The following is a 24,597-nucleotide window of genomic DNA, read 5'->3' as shown; positions in this document are numbered from 1 at the left end:
CTACCGAACAAGAAGCGCTACGGGCAGCCGGGCGAACAACTTCTCCAACCGCGACCGTCCCGAGAACGTATGTCCGGTAAGCCGATCCGTCCAATGTCCCTGGGGCAGGTCCAGGACGGTGTCGCCCCATCCACCGGCTTCGTCCAGCCGAATGCTGTGCCGTGTAACGGCGACGATCACCTCGGGAGTCTCGCCGTTCCGTCCGCGCGCGTACGACACCAGATGCTTGGCGTGGTCACCGCTGGCGAACAGGGGAGCGTAGGTTCCCCCGACGAAGCATTCCGGCCGCTCGCGCCGCAACCACAGCGCGTATGCCACGATCCACATCTTCACAGCCCCGGTCGCATCGAGATCCGGTGTCCCGGTCAGCGATTGCAGCAGCAGCGAACGGTGGGTGAAGTCGACCGGCCGCCGATTATCCGGATCGACCAGCGAGTCTTCCCACAGTTCGCAGCCCTGATAGATATCCGGAATTCCCGGACCGCACAGCTGCAGCAGCTTCTGCGCCAGCGCATCGGTCCAGGCATGTGTGGCGAGATCGTTGACGAACTCTCCCAATTCCACGCCGATCGGCCCGTCGATCACGGTGTCGATCCACCGGTGCACGGCCTTCTCGAACTCGGTATCCGGTTCCTCCCAGGAGGATTGGGTACCGGCTTCGCGAACAGCCTTCTCCGCGAACTGATGTACCCGTTCGCGGAACTTGGGGACCGCGGAGGCGGGCCGGCCGTCGGCGGGCCAGATGCCGTAGATGTTCTGCAGGAGAAAGAGAGTCGTCGCACCGTCGGGTCCGGGCGCGATCTCGTTCCATGCGCCGACCGACCGCGCCCAGATATCCGGCACCTGCGACAGCATGCTGATCCGGGCCCGGGTGTCCTCACCGCGTTTGGTGTCGTGGGTGGAGAGCGTGGTCATGGTGGCGGGCCAGCGTGCGGCGCGTTCGGCATTGGCCAGATGGAATTCTATGACCGAACTGCCGAACCGGGTCGGGTCGGATCCCATCTCCTGCAGGGATATCAGTCGCGCGGCGCGGTAGAACATGGTGTCCTCCACGGCCTTCGCGGTGATCGCTCCGCCGACCTGATGGAAGCGCGTGGCGGCCTCGCCGCCGATGGCCAGCGCGGTCGCCAGCACCTGCAGCGGTGCGGTGAGTTCGCTGTTGCGCCTTGTCACTTCGGCGACGACAGGCCCGATCGTTCCGGCCAGCGGCGCGTAGTCCGTGCGGGCCACCGGCATGTACGAGAGCACTTCGATGGTGGCATTGGTCAGCGCCATGGTGTCGAAGGCATCGGCGCGCGCATCGCGTTTGATGGCGGCGACCAGGCGGCGGACCTCCGGAACCAGCATGGTTTCGGCGACGGCCCGCTTGATCCGGTGTTCGTTCTCGCTGAACCAGGCGCGGTCGCTGCCGTGGCCGGTGAACTGGCGGGACAGGTCGGTGAGGATCTTCTCGCCGTCCGGATCGATGAGCACGCTGCCGATATCGGAGAGCGCGTCGTACCCGGTGGTCCCGTCGATGGGCAGTCCGGCGTCGAGGGGTTCGCTGCGCGCGAGCACCTTCTCCACCAGGAGCAACCGCTGCGGTCCGATGATCTTGCGCAGCCGCGCCAGGTAGTCGGCTGGATGCGATAACCCATCCGGATGATCCACGCGCACACCGTCGATGAGATCGTGCTCGCACCATGCGGTCAGCTCGCGATGCGTGGCCTCGAAGACCGCGGGATCCTCCTGCCGCAGCGCGGCCAGTCCGCCGACGGTGAAGTAGCGGCGGTAGCCGCACAGTCCGGATTTCCAGTTGACCAGGCGATAGTGCTGCTTGTCATGGATCCGCAGCGCATTCTCGCCATCGGTGCCGGGCGAGATCGGGAAGCGCATATCGTGCAGCGCCAGCATGGGTTCGAGGCCGCTGCGGTCCACCGACAGCGCCGCCGGATCGTTCTCGTTGGCGAGCACCGGCAGTGCGAGCCGTCCGCCCGCGCCATTGGCGGGACTCCAGTCGATATCGAAGTAGTGCGCGTACTTCGACTCCTTGCCGTTCTGCAGCACATCCCACCACCACGGGTTCTGCCGCGGATCGGCGACGCCGACATGGTTGGGCACCAGATCGACGATCAATCCCATACCGCGGCTGCGCACCTCGTCGGAGAGCGCCTTGAAGCCGCCGGGGCCGCCGAGGGCCGCGGACACGGTGGTGGGGTCGGTGATGTCGTAGCCGTGCGTGGAACCGCGCGTCGCGGTGAAGACCGGCGACAGGTACAGATGCGAAATACCGAGTTGCTGCAGGTATTCCGCAATGGTGCGGGCGTCGGCGAAGGTGAGCGCGTCGGGACGCAGCTGCAACCGATAGGTGCTGCGGACGGGTGTCTGCCGGGCAATGGGGCCGGTGTGATGTTCGGGCGTGCTGGTCATGGCGTGATCGATCATGCCGTACGGCGGAGCACGAGTAGGCAGCGTGCGGGGACGGGCAGGGTCGCGGAGGCGGAATGGGCGGTGTCGGCGGCCGGTCTTCCGGTCGGGGTCGAGCAGTCCAACTCCATCGACCAGGCGATTCCGTGTTCGGTGGGCGGCAGGGTGAAGTCGATGGCCGCATCGTGAGCGTTGAAACACAGTAGGAACGAATCGTCGCTGATGCGTTCGCCGTACGGGCCGGGCTCGCGAATCCCGTCGCCATTGAGGAACACCGTGAGCGAGCGGCCGAAGCCGGTCTCCCAGTCCGCGTCCGTCATCTCCGCCCCGGCGGGGGTGAACCAGGCGATGTCATCGGGATGGTCGTGGGTGGTCGCGGGTCTTCCGTCGAAGAAGCGCCTGCGCCGGAACACCGGATGCGCGGTGCGCACCGCGACCGCGCGGCGGGTGAATTCGAGGAGATCATTATTGGTGTGCATGAGTGACCAGTCCATCCACGACAGCGGTGAATCCTGACAATAGGCATTGTTGTTGCCGCCCTGGGTGCGGCCGAGCTCGTCGCCGTGCAGCAGCATCGGGGTGCCCTGCGACAGCAGCAGGGTGGCGAGCAGATTGCGTTGCTGGCGGGCGCGCACCGCGCGGATCTCGGCATCGTCGGTGGGGCCTTCGACGCCGTAGTTGCACGAGCGATTGTAGGTTTCGCCGTCGCGATCGCCCTCACCATTGGCGGCATTGTGTTTCTCGTTGTAGGACACCAGATCCGCGAGGGTGAAGCCGTCGTGCGCGGTGACGAAATTGATGCTCGCGCTCGGCCTGCGCCCGGTGGCCTCGTACAGATCCGACGAACCGGTGAGCCGAGAGGCGAACTCGCCCAGCGTCGCCGGCTGCCCGCGCCAGTAATCGCGCACGGTGTCACGGTATTTGCCGTTCCACTCCGTCCAGGCCACCGGGAAATTGCCGACCTGATAACCGCCCTCGCCGACATCCCACGGTTCGGCGATCAGCTTGACCTGACTCACCACCGGATCCTGGTGCACCAGATCGAAGAACGTGGAAAGCCGGTCCACATCATGCAATTCGCGCGCCAGCGTGGCGGCCAGATCGAAGCGGAAACCGTCCACGTGCATCTCCAGCACCCAGTATCGCAGCGAATCCATGATCAGCTGCAGTGTGTGCGGATGCCGCACGTTCAGGCTGTTGCCGGTGCCGGTGTAGTCCATGTAATGCTGCGGATCATCGTCCACCAGACGGTAATACGCGGCATTGTCGATACCGCGGAACGACAGCGTCGGCCCGAATTCATTGCCCTCGGCCGTATGGTTGTAGACCACATCGAGAATCACCTCGATATCCGCCGCGTGCAGTGACCGCACCATGGCCTTGAATTCGGTGACCGCCGCGCCGGGAGTCTTGCTCGCGGCATATTCGAGATGCGGTGCGAAATAGCCGAAACTGTTGTAGCCCCAGTAGTTTCGCAGTCCACGATCGAGCAGGATGCGATCGTGCAGGAACTGGTGCACGGGCATCAGCTCGACGGCGGTGATGCCCAGGCTCTTCAGATGCGCCACGATCGCCGGATGCGCCATGCCCGCATAGGTGCCGCGCAATTCCGGCGGCACGTCCGGGTGAGTGATGGTCATGCCCTTGACGTGGGTCTCGTAGATGACCGTCTCGTGATACGGCCGCTTGGGCGCGCGGTCGTCGGCCCAGTCGAAGAACGGGTTGATGACCACCCCGGTCATGGTGTGCCCGAGGGTGTTCTGCCCGTAGTTGTAGGGCCCGGCATCGGACCCGAAATCGCCCTCGAAGGCCTTGCCGTAGGGGTCGAGCAGCAGTTTGCTCGGATCGCAGCGCTGGCCGAGGGCCGGATCGAAGGGTCCGTGCACGCGGAATCCGTACTGCTGCCCGGGCCCGATGCCCGGCAGGTACGCATGCCAGACATAGCCGTCGACCTCGTCGAGGGGTATGCGCGTTTCGGTGCCCGCACCGATCAGGCACAGCTCGACCCGCTTGGCGACCTCGGAGAACACCGAAAAATTGGTGCCGACTCCGTCATAGGTGGCGCCGAGCGGATAGGCGGTTCCCGGCCAGACACCGAGCGGTGCCGTTTCGGTAGTCGCGCGAGCCATGCCCAGACCCTATCGGTCCGGATCGGCCCCCGAATCAGGTGCCCTCCGCCGGATCCGGCCGCCCACTGGTAACTTGAACGGCGTTCAAGCCATCGGCTCATGAAGGACATTCCGTGACGCCAGAAGAGATCACCGCCATCGACGCCGCCCACGTGTGGCATCCCTACGGCGGATTTCCGGCCACCACCGAGCCGCTGGTGGTCGCTTCCGCCGCGGGCACCCGGCTCACGCTGGCCGACGGGCGCGAACTCGTCGACGGGATGAGTTCGTGGTGGGCCGCGGTGCACGGGTATCAGCACCCGGTGCTCGATGCCGCACTGCTCGCGCAGTCGCGGCGCATGAGTCATGTCATGTTCGGCGGGCTGACCCACGAACCGGCGGCGCGGCTCACGCAGTTGCTGGTCGAACTCACGCCGGCCGGACTGGAGAAGGTGTTCCTCTGCGACTCCGGCTCGGTGTCGGTCGAGGTCGCGATCAAGATGTGCCTGCAGTACCAGCGCGCGCTGGGCCGCCCGGAGAAGCACCGGCTGCTGACCTGGCGCGGCGGGTATCACGGGGACACCTTCACGCCCATGAGCGTCTGCGATCCCGAGGGCGGCATGCACGCCCTCTGGACCGATGTCCTGGTCGAGCAGATCTTCGCGCCCGAACCGCCCAGAGACTATGAGCCCGAGTACGTTTCGGAGCTGCAGCGGTTGATCTCCACGCACGCGGGCGAATTGGCCGCCGTCATCGTCGAACCCGTGGTGCAGGGCGCGGGCGGAATGCGCTTCCACGATCCGCGCTATCTGTCCGATCTGCGCCGCCTCTGCGACGAGCATGGCGTGCTGCTGGTCTTCGATGAGATCGCCACCGGATTCGGCCGCACCGGAACGCTTTTCGCCGCCGATCACGCCGGTGTCCGGCCGGATGTCATGTGTGTCGGCAAGGCGCTCACCGGCGGCTATATGACCCTCGCCGCCGCACTGTGCACCACCGAGATCGCGGAGACCATCAGCCGCTCGCACGGCGGCCTCATGCACGGGCCGACCTTCATGGGCAACCCGCTCGCCTGCGCGGTCGCGGTCGCCTCGGTAGAGCTACTCCTGTCCCGCGACTGGCACTCGGAAGTCCGCCGCATCGAATCCGAACTCGGCACCGGCCTGGCCCCGGCCCGCGCACTGCCCGGTGTCGCAGATGTCCGAATCTTCGGCGCCATCGGCGTGATCGAACTCGACCACCCCGTAGATATGCGTAAAGCCACCCATGCGGCAGTCGAATCCGGCGTCTGGCTCCGCCCGTTCCGCAACCTCATCTACTGCATGCCGCCCTTCATCAGCACCACCGACGACGTACAGCGCATCACCGCGGCAATGGTCGCGGCGGCTGCGGTGTGAGAAGGCGGCGGTCTGAGCGCCGCGTGTGAGGCGCGCGGTGTGGGGGTGCGCCTGGCCGAGCTGTTGCAGCCGATGGTGGACGCCGCTGCCCCGGCCGGGGTTTCGCTGTTCGCCGGGTGTCGTGCGCTGCCGCGGGCCGATGCCGCAGTGCGAGCCAGGGATGCGAGCGGACGGATACGAGCAGACGGGTGCGAGCGCGCGAATTGAACGGCATGGCTCAGCGCGGGCCTGGTCCAGTGCCTGCACAGGTCGGCACAGGCATGACTCAGCGCCGGATGAGGTTGCCGGTTTTCGGAGCTGTGCCCTTGTGCTCCAGCCGGCGGTAACTCGGTGCGCGCCTCAGCTGCGGGCGCGTTTCTCCCGGACTCGATCGGGATTGTCGCTGTCCGACAGGACCTCCCAGACGCGGAAAATGCAGTGGCAGTCGTCGGACCAGCCGCGGGCGATCAGCATGAAGGAGTCGCCGTCGCGCAGGATCGTGCGGCGGCTGATCAACTTCGGATGATCGGGGATGAACTTCGAGACGAGGTCGGGAACTTTCGCGAGGGCTTGTTCGCGGGTGCCCACCACCTCGGTGAGGATCTTCGGGGACCAGGTCTTGCTCTCTCCGAAGCCGGTCGTCTGCTCGACCACTATTGCCCATCGTGGCATCGCGCAGCCTCCTTAGGACTCCCAGCATAGCCCGCGCTATGCCTCCTGAACGGTGTTCAAGTATGCTGCCGAGCTGTGAGTGCCGATCCTTTGAGTTGGCTGGACGAGCGGGCCGCCGAGCGCGTCGACGCCGGACTGCGCCGGGAACTACGCCCGCGTGCACCGGAGACCGGGACCATCGACCTGGCCTCCAACGACTATCTCGGGCTGGTCCGCCATCCCGAGGTCATCGACGGGGCTATCGACGCGGTCTGCAAGTGGGGCGCCGGGGCCACCGGTTCGCGCCTGGTCACCGGAACCACCGCCGAGCACGAACTGCTCGAGGCCGAACTCGCCGAATTCGTGGGCGCCGAAGCCGGTTTGGTCTTCGCCTCCGGATACGCCGCCAATCTCGGTGCGGTCACCGCACTGGCCGGGCGGGGCACGCTGGTGGTATCGGATGCGGGCAGCCACGCCTCGCTGGTCGATGCCTGCCGATTGTCCCGGGCCCGGGTGGAGATCGCGGCGCATCGTGATCCCGCCGCCGTGGACCGGGTGCTGGCCGAGCGCACCGAGGAGCGCGCGCTGGTGCTCACCGATTCGGTCTTCAGCGCCGACGGCGATCTCGCGCCGCTCGCGGAATTGCACCGGGTGACCCGTGCCAATGGTGCGGTGCTGATCGTGGACGAGGCGCACGGCATCGGTGTGCGCGGCGACGGCGGCCGCGGGCTGGTGCACGAGGTCGGCCTCGCCGGTGAACCCGATCTGGTGATCACCGCGACCCTGTCGAAAGCCCTTGCCGCCCAGGGCGGTGCGGTGCTGGCCAGTGGCCGGGTCCGGGCGCACCTCATCGATTCGGCGCGGACCTTCATCTTCGATACCGGCCTGGCTCCGGCGGCGGTCGGCGCGGCCCGCGCGGCGCTGCGCGTGCTGCGCCGTGATCCCGGAATGGCCGGTCGCGTACTGGCCCGAGCCGCCGATCTGGCTCGTATCGCCGGTGTGCCGGAACCGGATTCGGCCGTGGTCTCGGTGGTGCTCGGCGAGGCGCAGATCGCCTACGACGCCTCGCAGGCATGTCTGGCGCGCGGTCTCACGGTCGGCTGCTTCCGCCCGCCGTCGGTCCCCGAGGGCACCTCGCGTCTGCGGCTGACCGCGCGCGCCAATCTCACCGAATCCGAGATTGCCACCATCACAACGATTCTCAGTGAGGTGCTCGCCGAAGCGCGTGCACGTGAGGCGGTTTCGCAGTGACGCTGCTCTTCATCACCGGCACCTCCACCGATGTCGGCAAGACCATTGTCACCGCCGCGCTGGCCGCCACCGCTCGTGCGGGCGGGGCCGAGGTCGCCGTGGTGAAACCCGCCCAAACCGGTGTCGCGCCAGGCGAACCCGGCGACCTGGCCGAGATCACCCGCCTCAGCGGCGTCACCCGCACCGTCGAACTGGCCCGCTATCCGGATCCACTGGCCCCGGATACCGCCGCCCGCCGCTGCGGCCGCCCGCTGCTCTCGCTCGCCGAGACCGCCGCGGCCATCGAATCCTGCGCCGACGCCGACCTCACCCTGGTCGAGGGCGCGGGCGGCCTCCTGGTCCGCATCGGCGAATTCACCCTGCTCGACCTGGCCCAGAAGCTCGACGCCCCCGTCCTGGTGGTGGCCGCCGCGGGCCTCGGCACCCTCAACCACACCGAATTGACCACCCGCACCCTGCAATCCGCGGGCGTGCGCTGCGCGGGCATCGTCATCGGCTCCTGGCCCGGCTCCCCGGACCTGGCCGCCGAATGCAACCGCACCGATCTGCCTGCCGTCACCGGCATGGACCTGGTCGGCAGTGTTCCCGCCGGAACCGGTTCCTGGCCCGCCCCCCGTTTCACCGCAGCCGCCCCCACCTGGTTCGACCCCGCTTGGATCGCGCGCCACCTGCACCCCGCCGAATAGCCCGCACCGCACGCTCATGTGGATAGCCCGCACTGCACGCTCACGTGAATAGCCCGGCACCGCACGCTCACGATTTCCTCACGCACCGGCTGACATGGTGCGGGTATGGATGAACGGGCGAGCCGGGGGCATGTGCTGAGGCGCACCACCTTCGGGCCGTTCCCGCAGGTATCGGAGCGGGATTCGGAGCGCACGGGTTCATCGTTGCCGCACCGCTGCCACCCTTGGTTCCGGGGATGCCGCCCTGCGCCCGCTGCCGGAGATCGTGGCCACCTGAGCCGCCCTGGATCGGTTCGGTGATGTAATGGGACAAGTGCGAGTACTGGTGTGCGAGGACGATCTCCCCCTGGGCGACGAGGTCGCCGCCGGGCTGCGGGCCGCCGGGTTCGCGGTCGATCTGGCCCGGGACTACGCCGAGGCCGATCTCAAGATCGCGGTGAATCGCTACGACTGCCTGGTCGTCGATCGGGGCCTGCCCGACGGGGACGGGCTGGATCTGGTGCGCGCGCAGCGGGAGTCGGGCCGCCGCACGCCGGTGCTCATGCTCACCGCCCGTGATGCGCTGGCCGATCGGCTCGACGGGTTCGCGAACGGGGCCGACGACTATGTGGTCAAGCCCTTCGCCATGGATGAGCTCACCGCGCGGGTGCGGGCGCTGTGCCGCCGCCAGGAATTGCCCGCGTCCACGCGCACCGAGATCGGCGATCTGGTGGTGGACCGGCCGCGCCGGCGCGTGCATCGCGCCGGGGTGCTGCTCACCTTGACGCCCAAGGAGTTCGGCGTCCTGGAAATGCTCGCGGCGCGCGCCGGATCGGTGGTCACCCGCACCGAACTCATCGAATGCTGCTGGGACGAAATGGCCGAACCGGCGTCCAATGTGGTCGATGTGGTGATGACCCAGCTGCGCCGCAAGCTCGGCGATCCGCCGATCATCGACACGGTCCGGGGTGTCGGTTTCACGATCGCCTCGCCCCCGTGAAGCTTCCGCGCCCGCGCACCCGTCGCCGGACCCGCAGTACGAGTCCGACCACGCTCGCGCGGCTGCGCCGCATGCGCTGGCTGTTGACCGGGCTGTTCACGGCGCTCACCGCGGTCAGTCTGCTGGTGCTCGGCACGGTCGCGGCCTCCATCGATTCCCATTCGCGCGACAGGTCACTGGACGACCGGGTCGATCGGGTAGTCACCGGACTGGCGCGCGTGGTGGCGTGGAACGATGACGGCTCCGTCGATCTGGAAACCCTGCAGCAGGACGATCTCGCGCAGGGCACCTACAGCGTCGTGGTCTTGGTGCGGGATGCGGACGGGCACTGGCGCGAGCGGTTCGGGCATCGGCGTGCGGGGCTGCCGCAGGATCTGACCGCAGCCGCGACGGTGGCGGCCGCGGCGGAGGACACCGTGCTGAGCACGCTGACCGATAGCACCGGGCAGCGCACCCGGGTGGCGGGGGCGCCGGTGTGGGATAACGAATCCGTCATCAGCGCAGTCGTTTTCGCGGGCGCCGACCCGTCCGTATCCCTGGCCGATCATCGCCGCCTGGTGCTGGCGCTCGAACTCGGGGGGCTGGCGCTCATTGCGCTGGCGGCGCTGGCCGGGCATCTGCTGTCCGCGGTGAGCACCCGCCCGGCGGTGCGCATGCTCGATGAGCAGGAGCGGTTCCTGTCCGACGCCTCGCACGAATTGCGGACGCCGCTGGCGACCCTGCGGCTGTATCTCGATGCGGCCCTGCGTGATCCGGACGACACCCGGCGTGCGGTGACGGATGCTCGCGACCTCACCGATCGGATGGGCCGCCTGGTCGCGGGGCTGCTGGCGCGCACCCGCACCGAAACCGGGCTCAGTGAGCTCGATGCGGAGCGGCTGCGGCTCGATCAACTCGTCGAGGGCGTGGTCGCCGAAATCGGTGTGCCCGGTATCGAGCTGCGCACCGAACCGACTGTGGTGCAGGCGGATCCGGATCTGCTGGCGCTGGCGGTGCGCAATCTCATCGACAACGCGCTGGTGCACGGCGGAACTCCGGTGGAGATCACCGTGGAGGATCACGCGGTCACCGTGCGCGATCACGGTCCGGGATTGGATCCGGCGCTGGCCGATCCGTTCGAGCGCGGCGCCACCGGCGAGGGCGGGCGGCACGGCATCGGACTGTCGCTCGTGCAGTGGGTGGCTCGCGCGCATTCGGGTTCGGTGGCCATCGGATCCGCACCGGACGGCGGCACTCTCGCGACCCTTGTACTGCCCGCGCCACCGCCGCTCTGACCTGCCGGTGTTCCTTTTCAACCCGCTTCGAAAGCCACCCCTGCGGCGTATGGTGGCGCGCGTGAACTCCACCCGCGTCGAGTGGTTCGTGAGTGCGCCTCGCCCGAATGTCTTCCGGGCGCTCCTGGATGCGCGTTCGGTACGAACCTGGATGGTCCCCGACGGAATGACCAGCCGCATCCACGAATTCGATCCGCGCGTCGGCGGCCGCTTCCGCATCTCCCTCACCTATGACGTGCCGACCGCCGCCGGTAAGACCTCCGCGCACACCGATACCTTCCACGGCACCTTCGTGCGCCTGGTATCCGATGCCGAGGTCGTGCAGAACGTCGAGTTCGAGACCGATAATCCGAGCCTGAGCGGCGAAATGACCATCACCTACTCGCTCATCGCCGAGCCCGGCGGCACCCGGGTGATCGCCCGGCACGACAATCTGCCGCCCGGGCTGTCCCCGCAGGACAATGAGCTCGGTTTCCGCATGTCCCTCGCCAAGCTCGCCACCCTCGCCGAACAGGCGGGATCGCCGAAAGCCTGAACCGGCTGCCCGGCCCGGCGGCGCGATCGGCCCTCGGGTGCCTATGGTGGATTGGTATGGCGTTGCCGGGCTATCCCTACCCGTCCACGGCCGCCGAGTACGACGATCGGCGGCGGCGTGCCCGCCTGCACGAAACCAGACTGGGGCAGGACTGGACCTACCGGCGGCGCAGCCGTTTGGTACTGCTTCGCCTGAGCTTGATTCCGCTGCTCCTGCTGGGAATCTTCGGCCAGTACATGATGCTCGACGTCGCTCCGGAGCGGGCCCGGCTGGCGCGCACCGAACCGGCCGTCATGCCGATTGCCGGGCCTTCCAACCCGCAGTCCGCCGATACCGCCGTCTTCGATCTGGTCGGGCTGGGCGTGCTCGATGCCACCGATACCGCGCGAGCGCTGCCCTCGCTGACCGCGCTCGGATCGGTGTGGGCGGTGCGCTACGACAATGCCGGTATCGATACCAAGGTCATCGCCGACCTCATCGTGAAGGTCACCGAGGCGGGCAGGATGCGCAATGTGGTGCTGGTCGGGCACAGCATGGGCGGAGTGATCGCGCTCGAGGTCGCCAAACATCTGCACACCGGGAGCTCACGGCGAGTGCTCGGCGTGATTCTCGATTGCACGCCGGTCGATCTGCACGCCGTGCGGCCGGAAAGCCGTGACCAGGGCGAAGAAATGGAACGCTGGATGGGCTGGATTCCGGGCGCCCGCGAGAGCCGCCTACTGCGCCTGATCGTCGAAACCTATGCGCGCCACGAGAGTTACACCGGGGGCGGGCAGTACGGCATTCGCTGGGACCGGTTCCGGTCGGCGGTGGCGCAGGTGCTGCGCGACAAGATCTTCAATACCGACGCCGCCAGCAACGGTCTGATCGAAGCGCAGTTCAAGGCCATTGTCGCGGGCGGCGCCATCGATGATCTGCGGGCGCTGGCGAAACCCGCGGGGAGCAAACCGCGCCCGGCCATTGTCTATATTCGCCCGCACGAGGGCTGGCGCGATCCGATCGTGGATGTGGAGTACTCCCATCGGGTGCTCGTCGACCAGGTCGGCGGGGTGGACGGCACGCTGATGGTGGCGTTCACCCGAAATACCGAGCATGCCAATCCGATTCAGCGGCCGCAGGAGTACAACGCGCTGATCGAGCAGCAGGTGGTGCCGTTCATCCGGCTGGTGCAGCGGGAATCGCTCACTGCCGCGGCATTGAGCGGGCATTGAGCGGGCATTGAGTGATCGGGTCGATCTCAGCGCACCGTATCGTCGGATGCCGGGCGGATGGCCGAGGCTGGTACGAGATTCCAGCGTTCCAGCTGCGCCCGGACCTGTTCTGCGGCATCGATATTCAACGGTCCGCTGGTCCACAGGGCGTAGGGCAGATTCAGGAAGCGGGCTTGCGTGACCGCCCGCAGATTTTGGATACCGGGCTTGGACCGCAGCAGATCCACCTTCTGCTGGAAGGACTGCGGGGGATAGTCGACGAAGACGATGGCGTCCGGATCGGCCGCGACAAGACGCTCCCAGGAGACGGCGGTCCAGGTGTCGGCAACATCGTCGAGGGCATTGCGAGCGCCGGCCGAATCCAGAATCGCCTGGGGCGCACCGTATTTGCCACTGGAGAAGACGGTGTCGGAGGCGCTGTCGAAGAGGAAGACGGTGGGACGGTGTTCCGGTTGCGGCGCCGCGCGCAGGGCGGTGAGGCGCCGATCGAGATCTGCGGTGAGTTCGGTGGCGCGATCGGTGCGGCCGGTGATCGCGCCGAGATCGGTGAGGTCGGTGTGCAGGGCGGTCCAGGCATCGGTGATGCCGCGTTCGCCGTCGGGACGGCGGCAGCTCTCGGTGAGCACATAGGGGGCGACACCGGCGGCGCGCAGGGAATCAGGGGTGAGATTGGCGGCCTCGGAGTAGCCGTAGTTCCACCCGGCGACCATGACATCGGGCCGCTGCGCGAGCACCGTCTCGCGCGACGGATAGTCGGGCGCAACGGAATTGAGCGTGTCCACGGCATCGCCGTAGTGGCGGCGCAGCGTATCGGCATCACGCTTCAGACTCGATACCGCGACCACCTGATCCTGTGCGCCCAGTGCCAGCACCGTGGAGATCAGATTGCCGTCATTGACGAACATGCGCTGCGCGGGCGACGGGAATGCCGCGTCCACACCGCAATTGCGGACGGTCAGATTGCCGGTCGCGGTGTGCGGAGTGCTGCAGGCCGCCAGCGCGCCCGCCAGTGCCGTGGCCGCGACGATCCGGGAGAGTTGTTTCACGACTGTGCCTTTCGCGCGCTGATCAGCAGATGTGGTCGACCGGTATCCGGATGCGGAACCCGAATGGCATGCACACCGAACACGGTGTCGAGAACCTCGGTCCGCAAAGCGATATCGGGCGGTTCGAGCGGATGCGCCCGGCCCTCGTGCAGCACCAGCACCCGATCGCAGTGCTGATCGGCCAGCGCCAGATCATGCAGGCTGGTGACCACCGTGCGATCCAATCCCCGTGCCAATTCCAGCAATTGCAGCTGATGGGTGACGTCGAGATGATTGGTCGGCTCATCGAGCAGCAGCAGCGGCGTCTCCTGCGCCAGCGCCCGCGCCAGCAGCACCCGCTGCCGCTCACCCCCGGACAGCCTGCTCACCGCCCGCCCCGCGAACCCCGCCAAATCCACACTCCGCAAGGCATCTTCGATGGTCTGCCGCTCCTCGGGACCGCCCCCACCCCACGGCGGCAGATACGGCGTCCGCCCGAGCGCCACCAATTCCCCGACCAGCAAATCCTCCGACGCCGACTGATCCTGCGCCACGAACCCCACCCGCCGAGCCCGCTCCCGGGCCGAAAGCCGGTGCAGCTCCCGCCCCTCCACCACAACCTGCCCCCGCACCGGCTTCACCAGCCCGGCAAGCGTCCGCAACAGCGTCGTCTTCCCACTCCCATTGGGCCCGACAATCCCCACCGTCTCCCCGGCTCGAACCGCAAACCCCACCCCCTCCAACACATTCCGCCGCCCAGCCGCACACCCCAACTCCCGCACCACCAACGCATACTCATCGGCTGGCGTGCTTCCGTCGGCTGGCGTGCCTTCGTCGGCTGGCGTGCTCCTGCCTGCGAGCATCCCCCCGTTATCCCGGCGCGCTTGTGGCCGGGATCCAAACCTGCTGCCGCTCAGCCGATCCCGGTGGATCCCGGCCACAGGCATGCCGGGATGTCGGGGTGCGGCTCCCGCATCGCCGTTGTCTGCCAGGGATCCAGTTGTCGCCCCTGCCTTTACCGCGGCGTCCTTTACCGCAGCGTCCTTTACCGCGGCGTCGTGGCCTTTCGTGGCGGCAGCGTCGTCGACTCCCGCCGCCGCGGTGATGTCCTCCGAAACCGGCTCCGACCCAGTGCCGTTGTCGGTCATGCCGCACCGAATCGGTAACGGCGACGGCCCATGAGGATGAGGAAGGCCGGTGCGCCGATCAGGCCCGTGAGGACGCCGACCGGGATTTCGGTGGGGCGCACCAGGACCCGGGTGGCGGCGTCCGCGACCACCAGGAAGAACGCACCGCAGAGGGCGGCGGCGGGGAGGAGTGCGCGGTGGCGGGGGCCGACCAGCAGGCGCGCGGCGTGGGGGACCACCAGGCCGACGAAGCCGATGCCGCCGGAGACGGCCACCAGCACGCCGACGAGCACCGCCAGCAGGACGAAGAGCGCGATTCGCAGCTCGCGCACGGGAACTCCCACCGAGGCGGCGGCATCCGCGCCCAGATTGAGCGCGTCCAGCCAATTGGCGGCGATCAGCAGCGCCAGCAGGCTCGCTCCGACCACGCAGGCGGGCAACAGGATTCGCGTCCAATCCGCCCCTGAGAGACTGCCCAGCAGCCAGAACAGCACCGATTGTGCGGCGGCCGGCTCACTGCTGCGGAAGATGAGATAACTGCTGAGCGCCGCGAAGGCGGAGCCCAGCACAGTCCCGGTGAGCACCAATCGCAGTGGAGTTAGCCCGCCCTGCGCCATGGCGATCAGGAATACCGCTGCGGCGGCGACCAGCGCCCCCGCCAGCGCCCCGGTCGACAGCGCCCACATCCCCGCTCCCGCGAACATCCCCGAGGTGATGACCGCCGCCGCACCGACCCCGGCCCCGGAGGAGACGCCCAGCAGATACGGATCGGCCAGCGGGTTGCGCACAAGTGTCTGCATAGCCGCCCCCGCCACCGCGAGCCCCGCACCGACAATGGCCGCGAGCACCGTCCGCGGCACCCGCAACTGCCACACAATCGTGTCCAGCCCCAGATCCTCGGGCGCGAGCCCACCGATCCGCCGCCGCACTACCTCGACGACCGAAGACACCGGAATGTTCTCGGCCCCGAACCCGGTCGCGATCACCATGGCGACCACCAGCAGCACCCCCAGCAGGGGCAGAGCGATCGAAAGCCGCGCACGACTCATCGCTGAAACTCCATCGGCAACCCGCGGCCTCTCCAGAGAACTCCGTGGCAGGGGAGGTCTGACTCGCATCCGAACAGGTCCGGACACTCACAGTGGCGCGACCGCTCCGGACTCACACCGGATTCCCACACCTGCCGACAACAACAGCCCCGAACCCTACCCCGCCGCCCGATAAGTCCGATTTGCTACCCAATCGCCACCCCCGAACCACGAGCGCCCCCGTCGACAACACATCTCTGGCCGCACAACGCTTGCACACGCTGTGAGATCCAGAGACGCGCTGTGAGATCCAAAGACGTGCTGTTCGGCCAGAGACGTGCTGTTCGGCCAGAGGCGCGCTGTTCGGCCAGAGGCGCGCTGTTCGGCCAGAGGCGCGCTGTTCGGTACGAAGCAGCGCTGCCCCGCGGTGCTCTCTTCGGCGGCGCAGCCTATGTCGGAGGCAAACAGATAGTGCTGGCGTTGTTCGGTGCGGCCGCGTGCTGTTCGATCCGAAGACGTGTTTTCCGATGCGCCGTGAGGCGGTTGGCTCTGGGTGGGCTGGTTTGGCGCCCATTCGGATCAGTCCGTGGATGTACCGACAGCACCGGATTTGTCGCAGCCGAACAGCTCTGGTGAGAGCTGTTCTGTATGAGGGCGGTGATGGAGCCGGTCAGCGGACTCGGGTGCCGAGGAGGTGGCGGACGCCGCTGATGAAGAGTTGCAGGCCGAAGTCGAAGCGGGCGGTGGCGTCGGGGCTGTCGTAGAGGGGGGAGGATTCTTCGGCGAGGGCGCCTACGGAGTCCATTTGCATGCGGGATTGCTCGTCAACCGTCTGGCCGAGGACGTAGTAGAGCAGGGTGTAGGCGGCGAGGTCGGCTTCCTCGCGGGTCATGCCGGCGCGAATCGCCGCCCCTGCCAGGCGTTCCCGGCCCTTGCTGGTGGTGAGCCTGGAAGCGTATGTGGCCGAGACCAATTCGGCGCCGTCGCGGTAGGCGAGCAGGCAGGAGCGGAGGCGGTGCGCCAATTCGGTGATCTGGCCGGACCATTCGCCGGATTCGACAGGTTCGTCCATGGGCGCCAGCACGCGGTCGGCGACGGCGCCGAGCAGCGCCTGCTTGTTCGGGAAGTGCCAGTACAGCGCGCCGGGCTGCACATGCAGGGAACTCGCGAGCCGCCGCATGGTCAGATCGGCGAGTCCGTACTGATCGAGGATGGCGATGGCCCCGTCGACCACGTCCGTGCGGTGCAGTTGCACTGAGATTCCGACCCCTTCGTGTTCCGGCTCACGTTCCGGACTGCTAGCCTACCCTGAACACCGTTCAAGTTGCTCGGCCACACCGGCCGGATGAAGGGATTCGCGCGCATGACCCAGGCAGCCGTCAGGACCGAAGCCGCAAGCGCGGCAGGGGAAGACATTCTGACGATCGCGCGCGAGCAGGTGCTCGAGCGCGGCGTCGCACTCAATCAGGAGCAGACCCTCGAGGTATTGCGCCTCGGCGACGATCGGCTCGAGGAGCTGCTCGCTCTCGCCCACGACGTGCGCATGAAGTGGTGCGGCCCCGAGGTCGAGGTCGAGGGCATCATCTCCCTCAAGACCGGCGGCTGCCCCGAGGACTGCCACTTCTGTTCGCAGTCCGGCCTTTTCCAGTCGCCGGTGCGCGCCGCCTGGCTCGATATCCCGAGCCTGGTCGAGGCCGCCAAGCAGACCGCCAAATCCGGCGCCACCGAATTCTGCATCGTCGCCGCCGTGCGCGGCCCGGATGCCCGGCTCATGGCGCAGGTCGCCGCGGGCGTCGAGGCCATTCGCAACGAAGTCGACATCCAGGTCGCCTGCTCGCTCGGCATGCTCAACCAGGAGCAGGTCGATCAGCTCGCCGCCATGGGCGTGCACCGCTACAACCACAACCTCGAGACCGCCAAGTCGCACTTCCCGAACGTGGTCACCACGCACTCCTACGAGGAGCGCTGGGACACCCTGCGCATGGTGCGTGAGGCCGGTATGGAGGTCTGCTCCGGCGGCATCCTCGGCATGGGCGAATCCCTGGAGCAGCGTGCCGAATTCGCCGTCCAGCTCGCCGAATTGGAGCCGGACGAGGTCCCGCTGAACTTCCTCAACCCGCGCCCCGGCACCCCCTTCGGCGACCTCGAGGTGCTGCCCGCCTCCGACGCGCTGCGCGCCGTCGCGGCCTTCCGCCTCGCCCTGCCGCGCACCATCCTGCGCTTCGCGGGCGGTCGTGAGATCACCCTCGGCGATCTCGGCGCCAAGCAGGGCATCCTCGGCGGCATCAATGCCGTCATCGTCGGCAATTACCTGACCACCCTGGGCCGACCCGCCGAGGCCGATATCGATCTGCTCGGCGAGCTCAAGATGCCGATCAAGGCGCTCAACGAATCCTTCTGAGCGCAGCGGGCCATCGGAAGCCGGTACCGTACATACAGGTACCGGCGCAGCTCGTCGAGGCTGCACTTCACAGAAGCTGAGCACTGAGGTGGTCGTGGATATAGAGGAGCGCTACAACCCCTTCACGGGCAAGCGGGTGGTGCCGGGTCTGGAAGACGCCGTCCCCGCCGCTGCCGCCCTGGGTTTGGAGCCGCCGCGGTTCTGTGAGAACTGCGGCCGCCGCATGGTCGTGCAGGTGAGCCCGGACGGGTGGTGGGCCAAGTGCTCGCGCCACGGCGTGCTCGACTCCAGCAGCCTGGAACACCGCTAGTGGCAACCACATTCACCGCTGCCGAGCAGCCCGGAGTGCGCGTCGGATTTCTGATGCGCGAGGCCCGCGCGGCAGCGGTGGTCTTCGCCGCCATCGCGGCGGCGAGCGCGCTCGCGGGCGTGATCTGGGGTTTTCTGGCGCCCGCCGAACAATTGCTGGTGATCGATCCCGACCGCGGCGCCGCGCTGACGGGGGAGAGCACCCACCGTTTCGACGCGGTCGCCGTCTTCGTGCTCATCGGAGTGGTGACGGGGGTGCTCACCGCGGCCGCCGCCTGGCGCTGGCGCCGGGCCCGCGGACCGGTGCTGCTGCTCGGACTGCTTGCCGGTTCGGCGCTGGGGTCCTCGGTCATGCGCTGGGTCGGCGAGGCCGTGGCGCAGCAGCGGCATACCCGGCCGCCGCATCCCGCCGTGCACACCATCGTGGAGTTCGCGCCCACGGTCGAGGGCTGGTCCGCCCTGCTGGTCCAACCCCTGGTCGCAGGGCTGGTCGTGCTGATTCTGGCCGCGCTGAGCACCACCGACGATCTGGGCACCGGACACTATCTGCCGTTCCGCGGGAACCCGCCGCAGCCGCCCGCCTTCGCGCCCGGCCAGTTCGGCTCCGACATCACCTACGGGCCCTACGGCGGCACCCAGCCCTACGGCCCGCGTGATCCGGTGGTGCCGTTCGAATCCTCCGACTCCGTCCCGGAGACCGATCGCACGCAGTGAAAATCGCTGGAGCTTCCCCGCGATTCTCCCTACCCTGAGGCATCGAGTTCACGACACCGCAGGGGGATCGGCCATGAAAGCCGCTTCGCACGCCGATCGTGCCCCGCAGGCTCCCGAAGCGCCGGCGGAACGACCGGATCTCAGCGCCTGGCGCCAGCGCCACGCACTACGGCAATCCAATGCCGCACAACCGATTCCGAGTGCGCGCACCTACCGTCGCACCGCCAAGCATCGCAAGCGGGAGTGGTAGCTCCACGCATCTGTGCGACCTCTCGGCTCGGCCGTAGTGCTGGGGGAGTGGCAGCGCCCGCACGCGGTGCGACAGGTCAGCTCGGCGGCCGCAGTGCCGCGAATTCATCGGTGACCCGGATCTCGGACTCGGCGAAACGGTAGACCGCCGCCGGTCGACCGCCCGCGCGACCGGGAGAGGTTGTCGCGCCCGTCGGCGTGATCACACCCCGGCGGGTAAGCACCCGTTGCAGATTCGTGGTGTCCACCTCGTATCCCAGTGCCGCGCAATAGGTTTCCCGCAGTGTCGACATGGTGAACCGCTCCGGCGCCAGGGCGAACGCGATATTCGTATAGGACATCTTCGCCGCCAGTCGATTTCGCGCGTGTTCGACAATGCCGCCGTGGTCGAAGGACATGTCCGGCAGTGCCGACACCGGATGCCACCGGGTGTCCGGCGGCAGTACCGGTTCGGCGGTGAGCGGCACCAGCCCCAGATACGCCGAGGCGATGCGCCGGTCGCCGGGGACCCGATTCGGATCGCTGAAGACCCAGACCTGTTCCAGATGGGTCAGTTCCCGCACATCGACCTTCTCCGCCAATTGCCGTGCGGCCGAGGCGTCGAGATCCTCCCCGTCGCGCAGCTTGCCGCCCGGTAGTGACCAGGTGCCCTTGGCGGGGTCGAGGGCGCGTTCCCAGAGCAGTACCGCCAATTCCGTGCGCTGGCCGGGCGGACAGCGCCCCGCATCGACTCCTGCGGCAGTCGAAACACGCTCACCTGCACTGATGGTGTCCGGAAAGCGACGAACCTGGAACACGGCGGTGAGCGTTTCGTGGATAGTGCTACGATGGGCCACGTTTTCGATTCTAAGTCGAAAACCGGTTGTATGCGAATCGGCGATGTGGCCGAGCGCATGAGAGAAGGAGCCAGCCATGGCTGCAGTAGGTGCGACGATGACGCTCACCGAGCGCATTGTGGACGGGCCCGCGGGATTCACCGGCGTCGACGCCACTCCCGAGTGGGCACAGGAGATCAAGCGATTGGCGCGCGAGCGCAACGCGACGATCCTGGCGCACAACTATCAGCTCCCCGAGATCCAGGACATTGCCGACCATGTCGGCGACTCCCTCGCGCTGTCCCGAATCGCCGCCGAGGCGACCGAGGGCACCATCGTGTTCTGCGGTGTGCACTTCATGGCCGAGACCGCGAAGATCCTGAGCCCCGAGAAGACCGTGCTGATTCCGGACCAGCGGGCCGGCTGCTCGCTGGCCGACTCCATCACCGCCGAGCAGCTGCGGGAGTGGAAGGACGAGCACCCCGACGCCATGGTGGTCTCGTACGTGAACACCACCGCCGCGGTGAAGGCGCTCACCGATATCTGCTGCACCTCGTCCAATGCCGTCGATGTGGTCGCCTCCATCGATCCGGACCGCGAGGTGCTGTTCCTGCCGGACCAGTTCCTGGGCGCGCACGTCAAGCGCATCACCGGCCGCGAGAATATGCACATCTGGATGGGCGAATGCCATGTGCACGCCGGCATCAACGGCGATGAGCTCAATGAGCAGGCCCGCACCCACCCGGATGCCGAACTCTTCGTGCACCCCGAATGCGGTTGCGCCACTTCGGCGCTCTACCTCGCGGGCGCGGGTGAGTTCCCGGCCGACCGGGTGCACATCCTGTCGACCGGCGGCATGATCGACGCCGCCAAGGCGGCCAAATCGAAGCAGGTCCTGGTGGCCACCGAGGTCGGCATGCTGCACCAGCTGCGAAAGGCCGCCCCCGGCATCGACTTCCAGGCCGTCAATGACCGCGCCTCCTGCCAGTACATGAAGATGATCACCCCCGCCGCCCTGCTCCGCTGCCTGGTGGAGAACCGCGACGAGGTGCACGTCGATCTCGAAACCGCTGCCCTGGCCCGCAATTCGGTCCAGCGCATGATCGAAATCGGCAATCCCGGCGGCGGGGAATAGCCGCGGGCTCGGGCGTTCGCCGGAAAGAGTGACAGCCGTGAGTATTTCCATCGCATGGGAGACCGAAGCGGATCTCGTGGTGATCGGCGGCGGGGTCGCGGGTTTGACCGCGGCCCGCACCGCCTCGCTGCGAGGACTGCGGGTGCTGACATTGAGTAAGGGCGGTGCCACTGATACCTCCACGCAGTACGCGCAGGGTGGTATCGCCGTGGTTGCGCCGCACGGGGATTCGGTGGAATCCCATGTGCACGACACCGTGGTGGCCGGGGCCGGGCTCTGCGATCCGGAGGCGGTGCGCTGCATTGTCGAGGGTGGCGTGGACGCGGTCGCCGCGCTGACCGATCTGGGTGCGGTCTTCGATCTCGGCCGGGACGGCGAGGTTTCGCGGACCCGGGAAGGCGGCCACAGCACCCGGCGGATTATTCACGCCGGTGGTGATGCCACCGGCGCCGAGGTGCAGCGGGCCTTGAACACGGCCGGACTGCCGGTGCTGTTCGGGGCCGCCGCGGTCGAGATCGTGACCGGTCCCGACGGGGTGCGCGGTGTGATCGCCGTATCCGACAAGGGATTCGGGATCGTACATGCGCCCGCCGTCCTGCTGGCGACCGGCGGACTCGGACAGTTGTATGCGTGCAGCACCAATCCGCCGGGGGCCACCGCCGACGGTATCGCGCTGGCGCTGCGGGCCGGGGCCGTGGTCTCGGATCTGGAGTTCCTGCAGTTCCATCCCACCGTGCTCTTCACGCCGGGTGGGCTGGGGCGGCGGCCGCTCATCAGTGAGGCGGTGCGCGGTGAGGGCGCGGTTCTGGTGGATTCCCAAGGGGATTCGGTGACCGCGGGCGTGCATCCGCGCGGCGACCTCGCCCCGCGCGATGTGGTGTCGCGCGCCATCGAGGCCCGCATGCGTGCGCTGGGCACCGACCGCGTCTACCTCGACGCCCGGGCGCTCGACGGGTTCGAGCAGCGGTTCCCGACCATCACCGCGTCCTGCCGGGCCGCGGGTATCGAACCGAGCGCCGATCTCATCCCGGTCGCGCCCGCCGCCCACTTCCAGTGCGGTGGCGTGGTCACCGATACCTACGGGCGCACCATCGTTCCCGGCCTGTACGCCGCCGGTGAGGTGGCCCGCACCGGCCTGCACGGGGCCAACCGGCTCGCCTCCAACAGCCTGCTCGAGGGCCTCGTGGTCGGCGAACGCGCCGGGGCGGCGGCGGCCGAACGGCTGGGCGCGGCCGGGCGCATCGACTCCGGAGCGTACTTCGCGGGCGTCGCGGCGCTGCCTCGGGCGGATCGGAAGCTGCTGCAGGAGTTGATGACCGAGAATGCCGCGGTCGTCCGCGACGGTGACGGCCTGCGTGGTGCGGTCCTGCGGCTGATGGGCATGCTGTCCGGCGGCGAGGCCGACGAGACCAGCGAAGCGGTGCAGGGGAATTCGGCGGCCGCCATCATCCAGGATCTCGAAGACTCCGCGCTCACACTCACCGCACGGACGCTGCTGCTCACCGCCTCCGCCCGCACCGAAAGCCGGGGCTGCCACACCCGTTCCGATTATCCGGACCCGCGCGAGGAGCTCCGCCGCAGCACGGCGGTGCGCCTGGGCCAGGACGGTCGTCCGCAATTGGTCACCGACGGCTCCGAGACCACGCCGTCGTGGCACCGTATGAAAGAAGGAGTGCACCAATGACTCTCGACGCCGGACTCGATCGCGACGAAGTACTCGCGCTCATTCGCCGGGCGCTGGACGAAGATCTGCGCTACGGCCCCGATATCACCACGGCCGCAACGGTTCCCGCGGATGCGGTGGCCAAGGCGGCCATGGTGTCCCGCCAGTCCGGCACCGTGGCCGGACTCGATGTCGGTCTGCTGGTGCTCGACGAGGTGATCGGCGCGGGCGCGTACGAGATCACCGACCGGGTCGCCGACGGCACCCGGGTGCAGCCGGGCGATACCGTGCTCAGCCTGATCGCGCCGACCCGCGGGCTGCTCACCGCCGAACGCACCATGCTCAATCTGGTGTGCCATTTGTCCGGAATCGCCAGTGCCACTTCGGCATGGGTGGATGCGGTCGCCGGTACCGAGTGCCGCATTCGGGACAGTCGTAAGACCCTGCCCGGCCTGCGGGCTTTACAGAAGTACGCGGTGCGAACCGGCGGCGGCGTCAATCACCGCATGGGTCTGGGCGATGCGGCCCTCATCAAGGACAACCACGTGGCGGCGGCCGGATCGGTGGTCGATGCCCTGCGCGCGGTCCGCGAGCTGAATCCGGATATCGAGTGCGAGGTCGAGGTGGACAACCTCGAACAGCTCGATGCGGTGCTCGCCGAAGACGTGCAGCTGGTGCTGCTGGACAATTTCCCGCTGTGGGCGACCCAGGCCGCCGTGCAGCGCCGCAACGATCGGTCGCCGCGGACGAAACTGGAATCCTCGGGCGGGCTTTCGCTGGAGGATGCGGCGAATTACGCGGGGACCGGCGTGGACTACCTCTCGGTCGGGGCGCTGACCCACTCGGTCCGGGTACTGGACCTGGGCCTGGATATGTGAGGCGGACCAGCGGGATCCGAGGCGGCTCAGCGATATTCGCGGCGGCTCAGCGGCGGAAGGTGGGCGCCTCGGCGATCCAGCCGGTACCGCCGCAGACCGAGCACCAGTTGACCGAGCCGTTCACCAGCCCGTAGTCACCTCGGCCCTCGCACATCCCGCAGTACCGCCAGCCTCTGTTCGGGGCAACGGTGTCGAAGAAGATATTCAGGAACCCTTGAATCGCCATGCAGATTGCACTCCTCGCGCTGGGAATCCAAACGCAGCAAGCGTGCGGTATCGGGCTGGCGAATGTCCAGCGGTATCCAGCAGGCTTTACAAGCCGAACTCCTGCGGGTCCAGGCGTAGGGCCCGGCAGGCATCCCGGACGGCGGCGATCTCCTGTGCGTCGAGCTCGCCGCTGACCTTGCCGATCATGATTCCCAATTGCACTGCGGCACGGGCTTCGACGGCGTTTCCGGTGGCCTCGGCGATTTGTGCCATCACATAGGCGCGGCCGAAAGCCGGATCCAGGGTGATGCGAGTGCAGTTGTCCTCGAACAGATTTCGCAACTCGTCGGTGGGAAAGTGCTGCAGCGCAGTGTCCGCGCCGATGAGCTGCGCGACCCGGGTGCGATCGGCCGGATCGATATCGCCGTCCGCGGCCGCTATCAATGCGCAAATACCCATGGTGGCATCTCGGAAAGATCCGCCGCGCAATTCATTTCGCTGTGCGAGCAGCTGCTGCCGCCACTGCGGGGCCTGCTCCAAGCGGCTGTGGAAAACCATGACACACTCCG

Annotated in this window: 24 protein-coding genes and 1 riboswitch; of the genes, 14 read left to right on the top strand and 10 right to left on the bottom strand. The window is 67.8% G+C overall.

From position 1 onward, the window contains the following. The gene (gene treY / locus OG326_RS32285) at positions 1–2,409 is read right to left on the bottom strand and encodes a malto-oligosyltrehalose synthase (protein WP_327140905.1); all 2,409 of its coding nucleotides are present in this window, start codon (positions 2,407–2,409) and stop codon (positions 1–3) included. 11 nt (positions 2,410–2,420) lie between these two features. Further along, positions 2,421–4,535: a glycogen debranching protein GlgX gene (glgX, locus tag OG326_RS32280; protein ID WP_327140904.1), complete on the bottom strand. Its 2,115-nt coding sequence runs from the start codon at positions 4,533–4,535 to the stop codon at positions 2,421–2,423. Positions 4,536–4,648: 113 nt separating this feature from the next. Between glgX and OG326_RS32275 the strand changes: the two genes are divergently transcribed. Beyond that, positions 4,649–5,911: an adenosylmethionine--8-amino-7-oxononanoate transaminase gene (locus OG326_RS32275; RefSeq protein ID WP_327140903.1), complete on the top strand. Its 1,263-nt coding sequence runs from the start codon at positions 4,649–4,651 to the stop codon at positions 5,909–5,911. Between the two features lie 339 nt (positions 5,912–6,250). On the opposite strand, the gene OG326_RS32270 is transcribed toward OG326_RS32275, so the two are convergent. Further along, positions 6,251–6,562, bottom strand: coding sequence for a hypothetical protein (locus OG326_RS32270; RefSeq protein ID WP_297613850.1), 312 nt, complete (start codon positions 6,560–6,562; stop codon positions 6,251–6,253). Positions 6,563–6,637: 75 nt separating this feature from the next. Here OG326_RS32270 and OG326_RS32265 point away from each other — a divergent pair, with 75 nt between their 5' ends. The 6 genes from OG326_RS32265 to OG326_RS32240 all read left to right on the top strand — a co-directional run bounded on the left by OG326_RS32265 (position 6,638) and on the right by OG326_RS32240 (position 12,477). Then, positions 6,638–7,792, top strand: coding sequence for an 8-amino-7-oxononanoate synthase (locus OG326_RS32265; protein WP_327140902.1), 1,155 nt, complete (start codon positions 6,638–6,640; stop codon positions 7,790–7,792). Further along, positions 7,789–8,478, top strand: coding sequence for a dethiobiotin synthase (bioD, locus tag OG326_RS32260; RefSeq protein ID WP_327140901.1), 690 nt, complete (start codon positions 7,789–7,791; stop codon positions 8,476–8,478). Before OG326_RS32265 ends, bioD begins: the two co-directional genes overlap by 4 nt. 304 nt (positions 8,479–8,782) lie before the next feature. Next, positions 8,783–9,457 carry a response regulator transcription factor gene (locus tag OG326_RS32255; RefSeq protein WP_327140900.1) on the top strand — a complete coding sequence of 225 codons (675 nt, stop codon included), beginning with the start codon at positions 8,783–8,785 and terminating at the stop codon, positions 9,455–9,457. Further along, complete coding sequence (locus OG326_RS32250; protein WP_327140899.1) at positions 9,454–10,731, top strand: sensor histidine kinase; 1,278 nt, start codon at positions 9,454–9,456, stop codon at positions 10,729–10,731. The genes OG326_RS32255 and OG326_RS32250 overlap by 4 nt, the downstream gene beginning before the upstream one ends. Before the next feature lie 61 nt (positions 10,732–10,792). Continuing rightward, positions 10,793–11,266 carry an SRPBCC family protein gene (locus OG326_RS32245; RefSeq protein ID WP_327140898.1) on the top strand — a complete coding sequence of 158 codons (474 nt, stop codon included), beginning with the start codon at positions 10,793–10,795 and terminating at the stop codon, positions 11,264–11,266. Between the two features lie 56 nt (positions 11,267–11,322). After that, positions 11,323–12,477: an alpha/beta hydrolase gene (locus OG326_RS32240; RefSeq protein WP_327140897.1), complete on the top strand. Its 1,155-nt coding sequence runs from the start codon at positions 11,323–11,325 to the stop codon at positions 12,475–12,477. A gap of 26 nt (positions 12,478–12,503) precedes the next feature. Here OG326_RS32240 and OG326_RS32235 read toward each other — a convergent pair whose 3' ends face one another. The 4 genes from OG326_RS32235 to OG326_RS32220 form a co-directional block, all read right to left on the bottom strand. Beyond that, complete coding sequence (locus OG326_RS32235) at positions 12,504–13,523, bottom strand: ABC transporter substrate-binding protein (RefSeq protein ID WP_327140896.1); 1,020 nt, start codon at positions 13,521–13,523, stop codon at positions 12,504–12,506. Beyond that, entirely contained in the window at positions 13,520–14,236 is a 717-nt protein-coding gene (locus tag OG326_RS32230) for an ABC transporter ATP-binding protein (RefSeq protein WP_327140895.1), read from the bottom strand. Before OG326_RS32230 ends, OG326_RS32235 begins: the two co-directional genes overlap by 4 nt. A gap of 410 nt (positions 14,237–14,646) precedes the next feature. After that, entirely contained in the window at positions 14,647–15,678 is a 1,032-nt protein-coding gene (locus tag OG326_RS32225; RefSeq protein ID WP_327140894.1) for a FecCD family ABC transporter permease, read from the bottom strand. 34 nt (positions 15,679–15,712) lie between these two features. Next, positions 15,713–15,852, bottom strand: a riboswitch (cobalamin riboswitch). Between the two features lie 475 nt (positions 15,853–16,327). After that, positions 16,328–16,912 carry a TetR/AcrR family transcriptional regulator C-terminal domain-containing protein gene (locus OG326_RS32220; protein ID WP_327140893.1) on the bottom strand — a complete coding sequence of 195 codons (585 nt, stop codon included), beginning with the start codon at positions 16,910–16,912 and terminating at the stop codon, positions 16,328–16,330. Between the two features lie 108 nt (positions 16,913–17,020). Between OG326_RS32220 and bioB the strand changes: the two genes are divergently transcribed. From bioB to OG326_RS32200, 4 genes are all read left to right on the top strand, one after another. Next, positions 17,021–18,058, top strand: a complete 1,038-nt coding sequence (gene bioB, locus OG326_RS32215; RefSeq protein ID WP_327140892.1) for a biotin synthase BioB — start codon at positions 17,021–17,023, stop codon at positions 18,056–18,058. Between the two features lie 94 nt (positions 18,059–18,152). After that, a complete protein-coding gene (bsaP, locus tag OG326_RS32210; RefSeq protein WP_327140891.1) occupies positions 18,153–18,368 on the top strand; it encodes a biotin synthase auxiliary protein BsaP in 216 nt (71 codons plus the stop codon). Beyond that, positions 18,368–19,081, top strand: a complete 714-nt coding sequence (locus OG326_RS32205) for a DUF2567 domain-containing protein (protein WP_327140890.1) — start codon at positions 18,368–18,370, stop codon at positions 19,079–19,081. The genes bsaP and OG326_RS32205 overlap by 1 nt, the downstream gene beginning before the upstream one ends. 73 nt (positions 19,082–19,154) lie before the next feature. Then, positions 19,155–19,331 (top strand): hypothetical protein, encoded by a 177-nt coding sequence (locus OG326_RS32200; RefSeq protein ID WP_327140889.1) that lies wholly within the window; start codon positions 19,155–19,157, stop codon positions 19,329–19,331. A 76-nt stretch (positions 19,332–19,407) separates the two neighbouring features. Here the strand turns inward: OG326_RS32200 and OG326_RS32195 are convergent, their stop codons facing one another. Next, complete coding sequence (locus tag OG326_RS32195; RefSeq protein ID WP_327140888.1) at positions 19,408–20,166, bottom strand: NUDIX hydrolase; 759 nt, start codon at positions 20,164–20,166, stop codon at positions 19,408–19,410. Positions 20,167–20,242: 76 nt separating this feature from the next. Between OG326_RS32195 and nadA the strand changes: the two genes are divergently transcribed. The 3 genes from nadA to nadC are packed head-to-tail and all read left to right on the top strand — an operon-like array spanning position 20,243 to position 23,821. Then, positions 20,243–21,280, top strand: a complete 1,038-nt coding sequence (gene nadA, locus OG326_RS32190; RefSeq protein WP_327140887.1) for a quinolinate synthase NadA — start codon at positions 20,243–20,245, stop codon at positions 21,278–21,280. A 28-nt stretch (positions 21,281–21,308) separates the two neighbouring features. Continuing rightward, positions 21,309–22,964 carry an L-aspartate oxidase gene (locus OG326_RS32185; RefSeq protein ID WP_327140886.1) on the top strand — a complete coding sequence of 552 codons (1,656 nt, stop codon included), beginning with the start codon at positions 21,309–21,311 and terminating at the stop codon, positions 22,962–22,964. Then, positions 22,961–23,821 (top strand): carboxylating nicotinate-nucleotide diphosphorylase, encoded by an 861-nt coding sequence (nadC, locus tag OG326_RS32180; protein ID WP_327140885.1) that lies wholly within the window; start codon positions 22,961–22,963, stop codon positions 23,819–23,821. The genes OG326_RS32185 and nadC overlap by 4 nt, the downstream gene beginning before the upstream one ends. Positions 23,822–23,867: 46 nt before the next feature. Here the strand turns inward: nadC and OG326_RS32175 are convergent, their stop codons facing one another. After that, the gene (locus tag OG326_RS32175; RefSeq protein ID WP_297613829.1) at positions 23,868–24,047 is read right to left on the bottom strand and encodes a hypothetical protein; all 180 of its coding nucleotides are present in this window, start codon (positions 24,045–24,047) and stop codon (positions 23,868–23,870) included. An 86-nt stretch (positions 24,048–24,133) separates the two neighbouring features. Further along, entirely contained in the window at positions 24,134–24,586 is a 453-nt protein-coding gene (locus tag OG326_RS32170; RefSeq protein ID WP_327140884.1) for a tellurite resistance TerB family protein, read from the bottom strand. Positions 24,587–24,597 lie beyond the last annotated feature (11 nt).

The sequence above is a fragment of the Nocardia sp. NBC_01327 genome (genome assembly GCF_035958815.1).
Lineage (GTDB): Bacteria > Actinomycetota > Actinomycetes > Mycobacteriales > Mycobacteriaceae > Nocardia.
The sequence above is the reverse complement of the archived record's forward strand: the minus strand, read 5'-3'. Positions and strand labels throughout refer to the sequence as shown.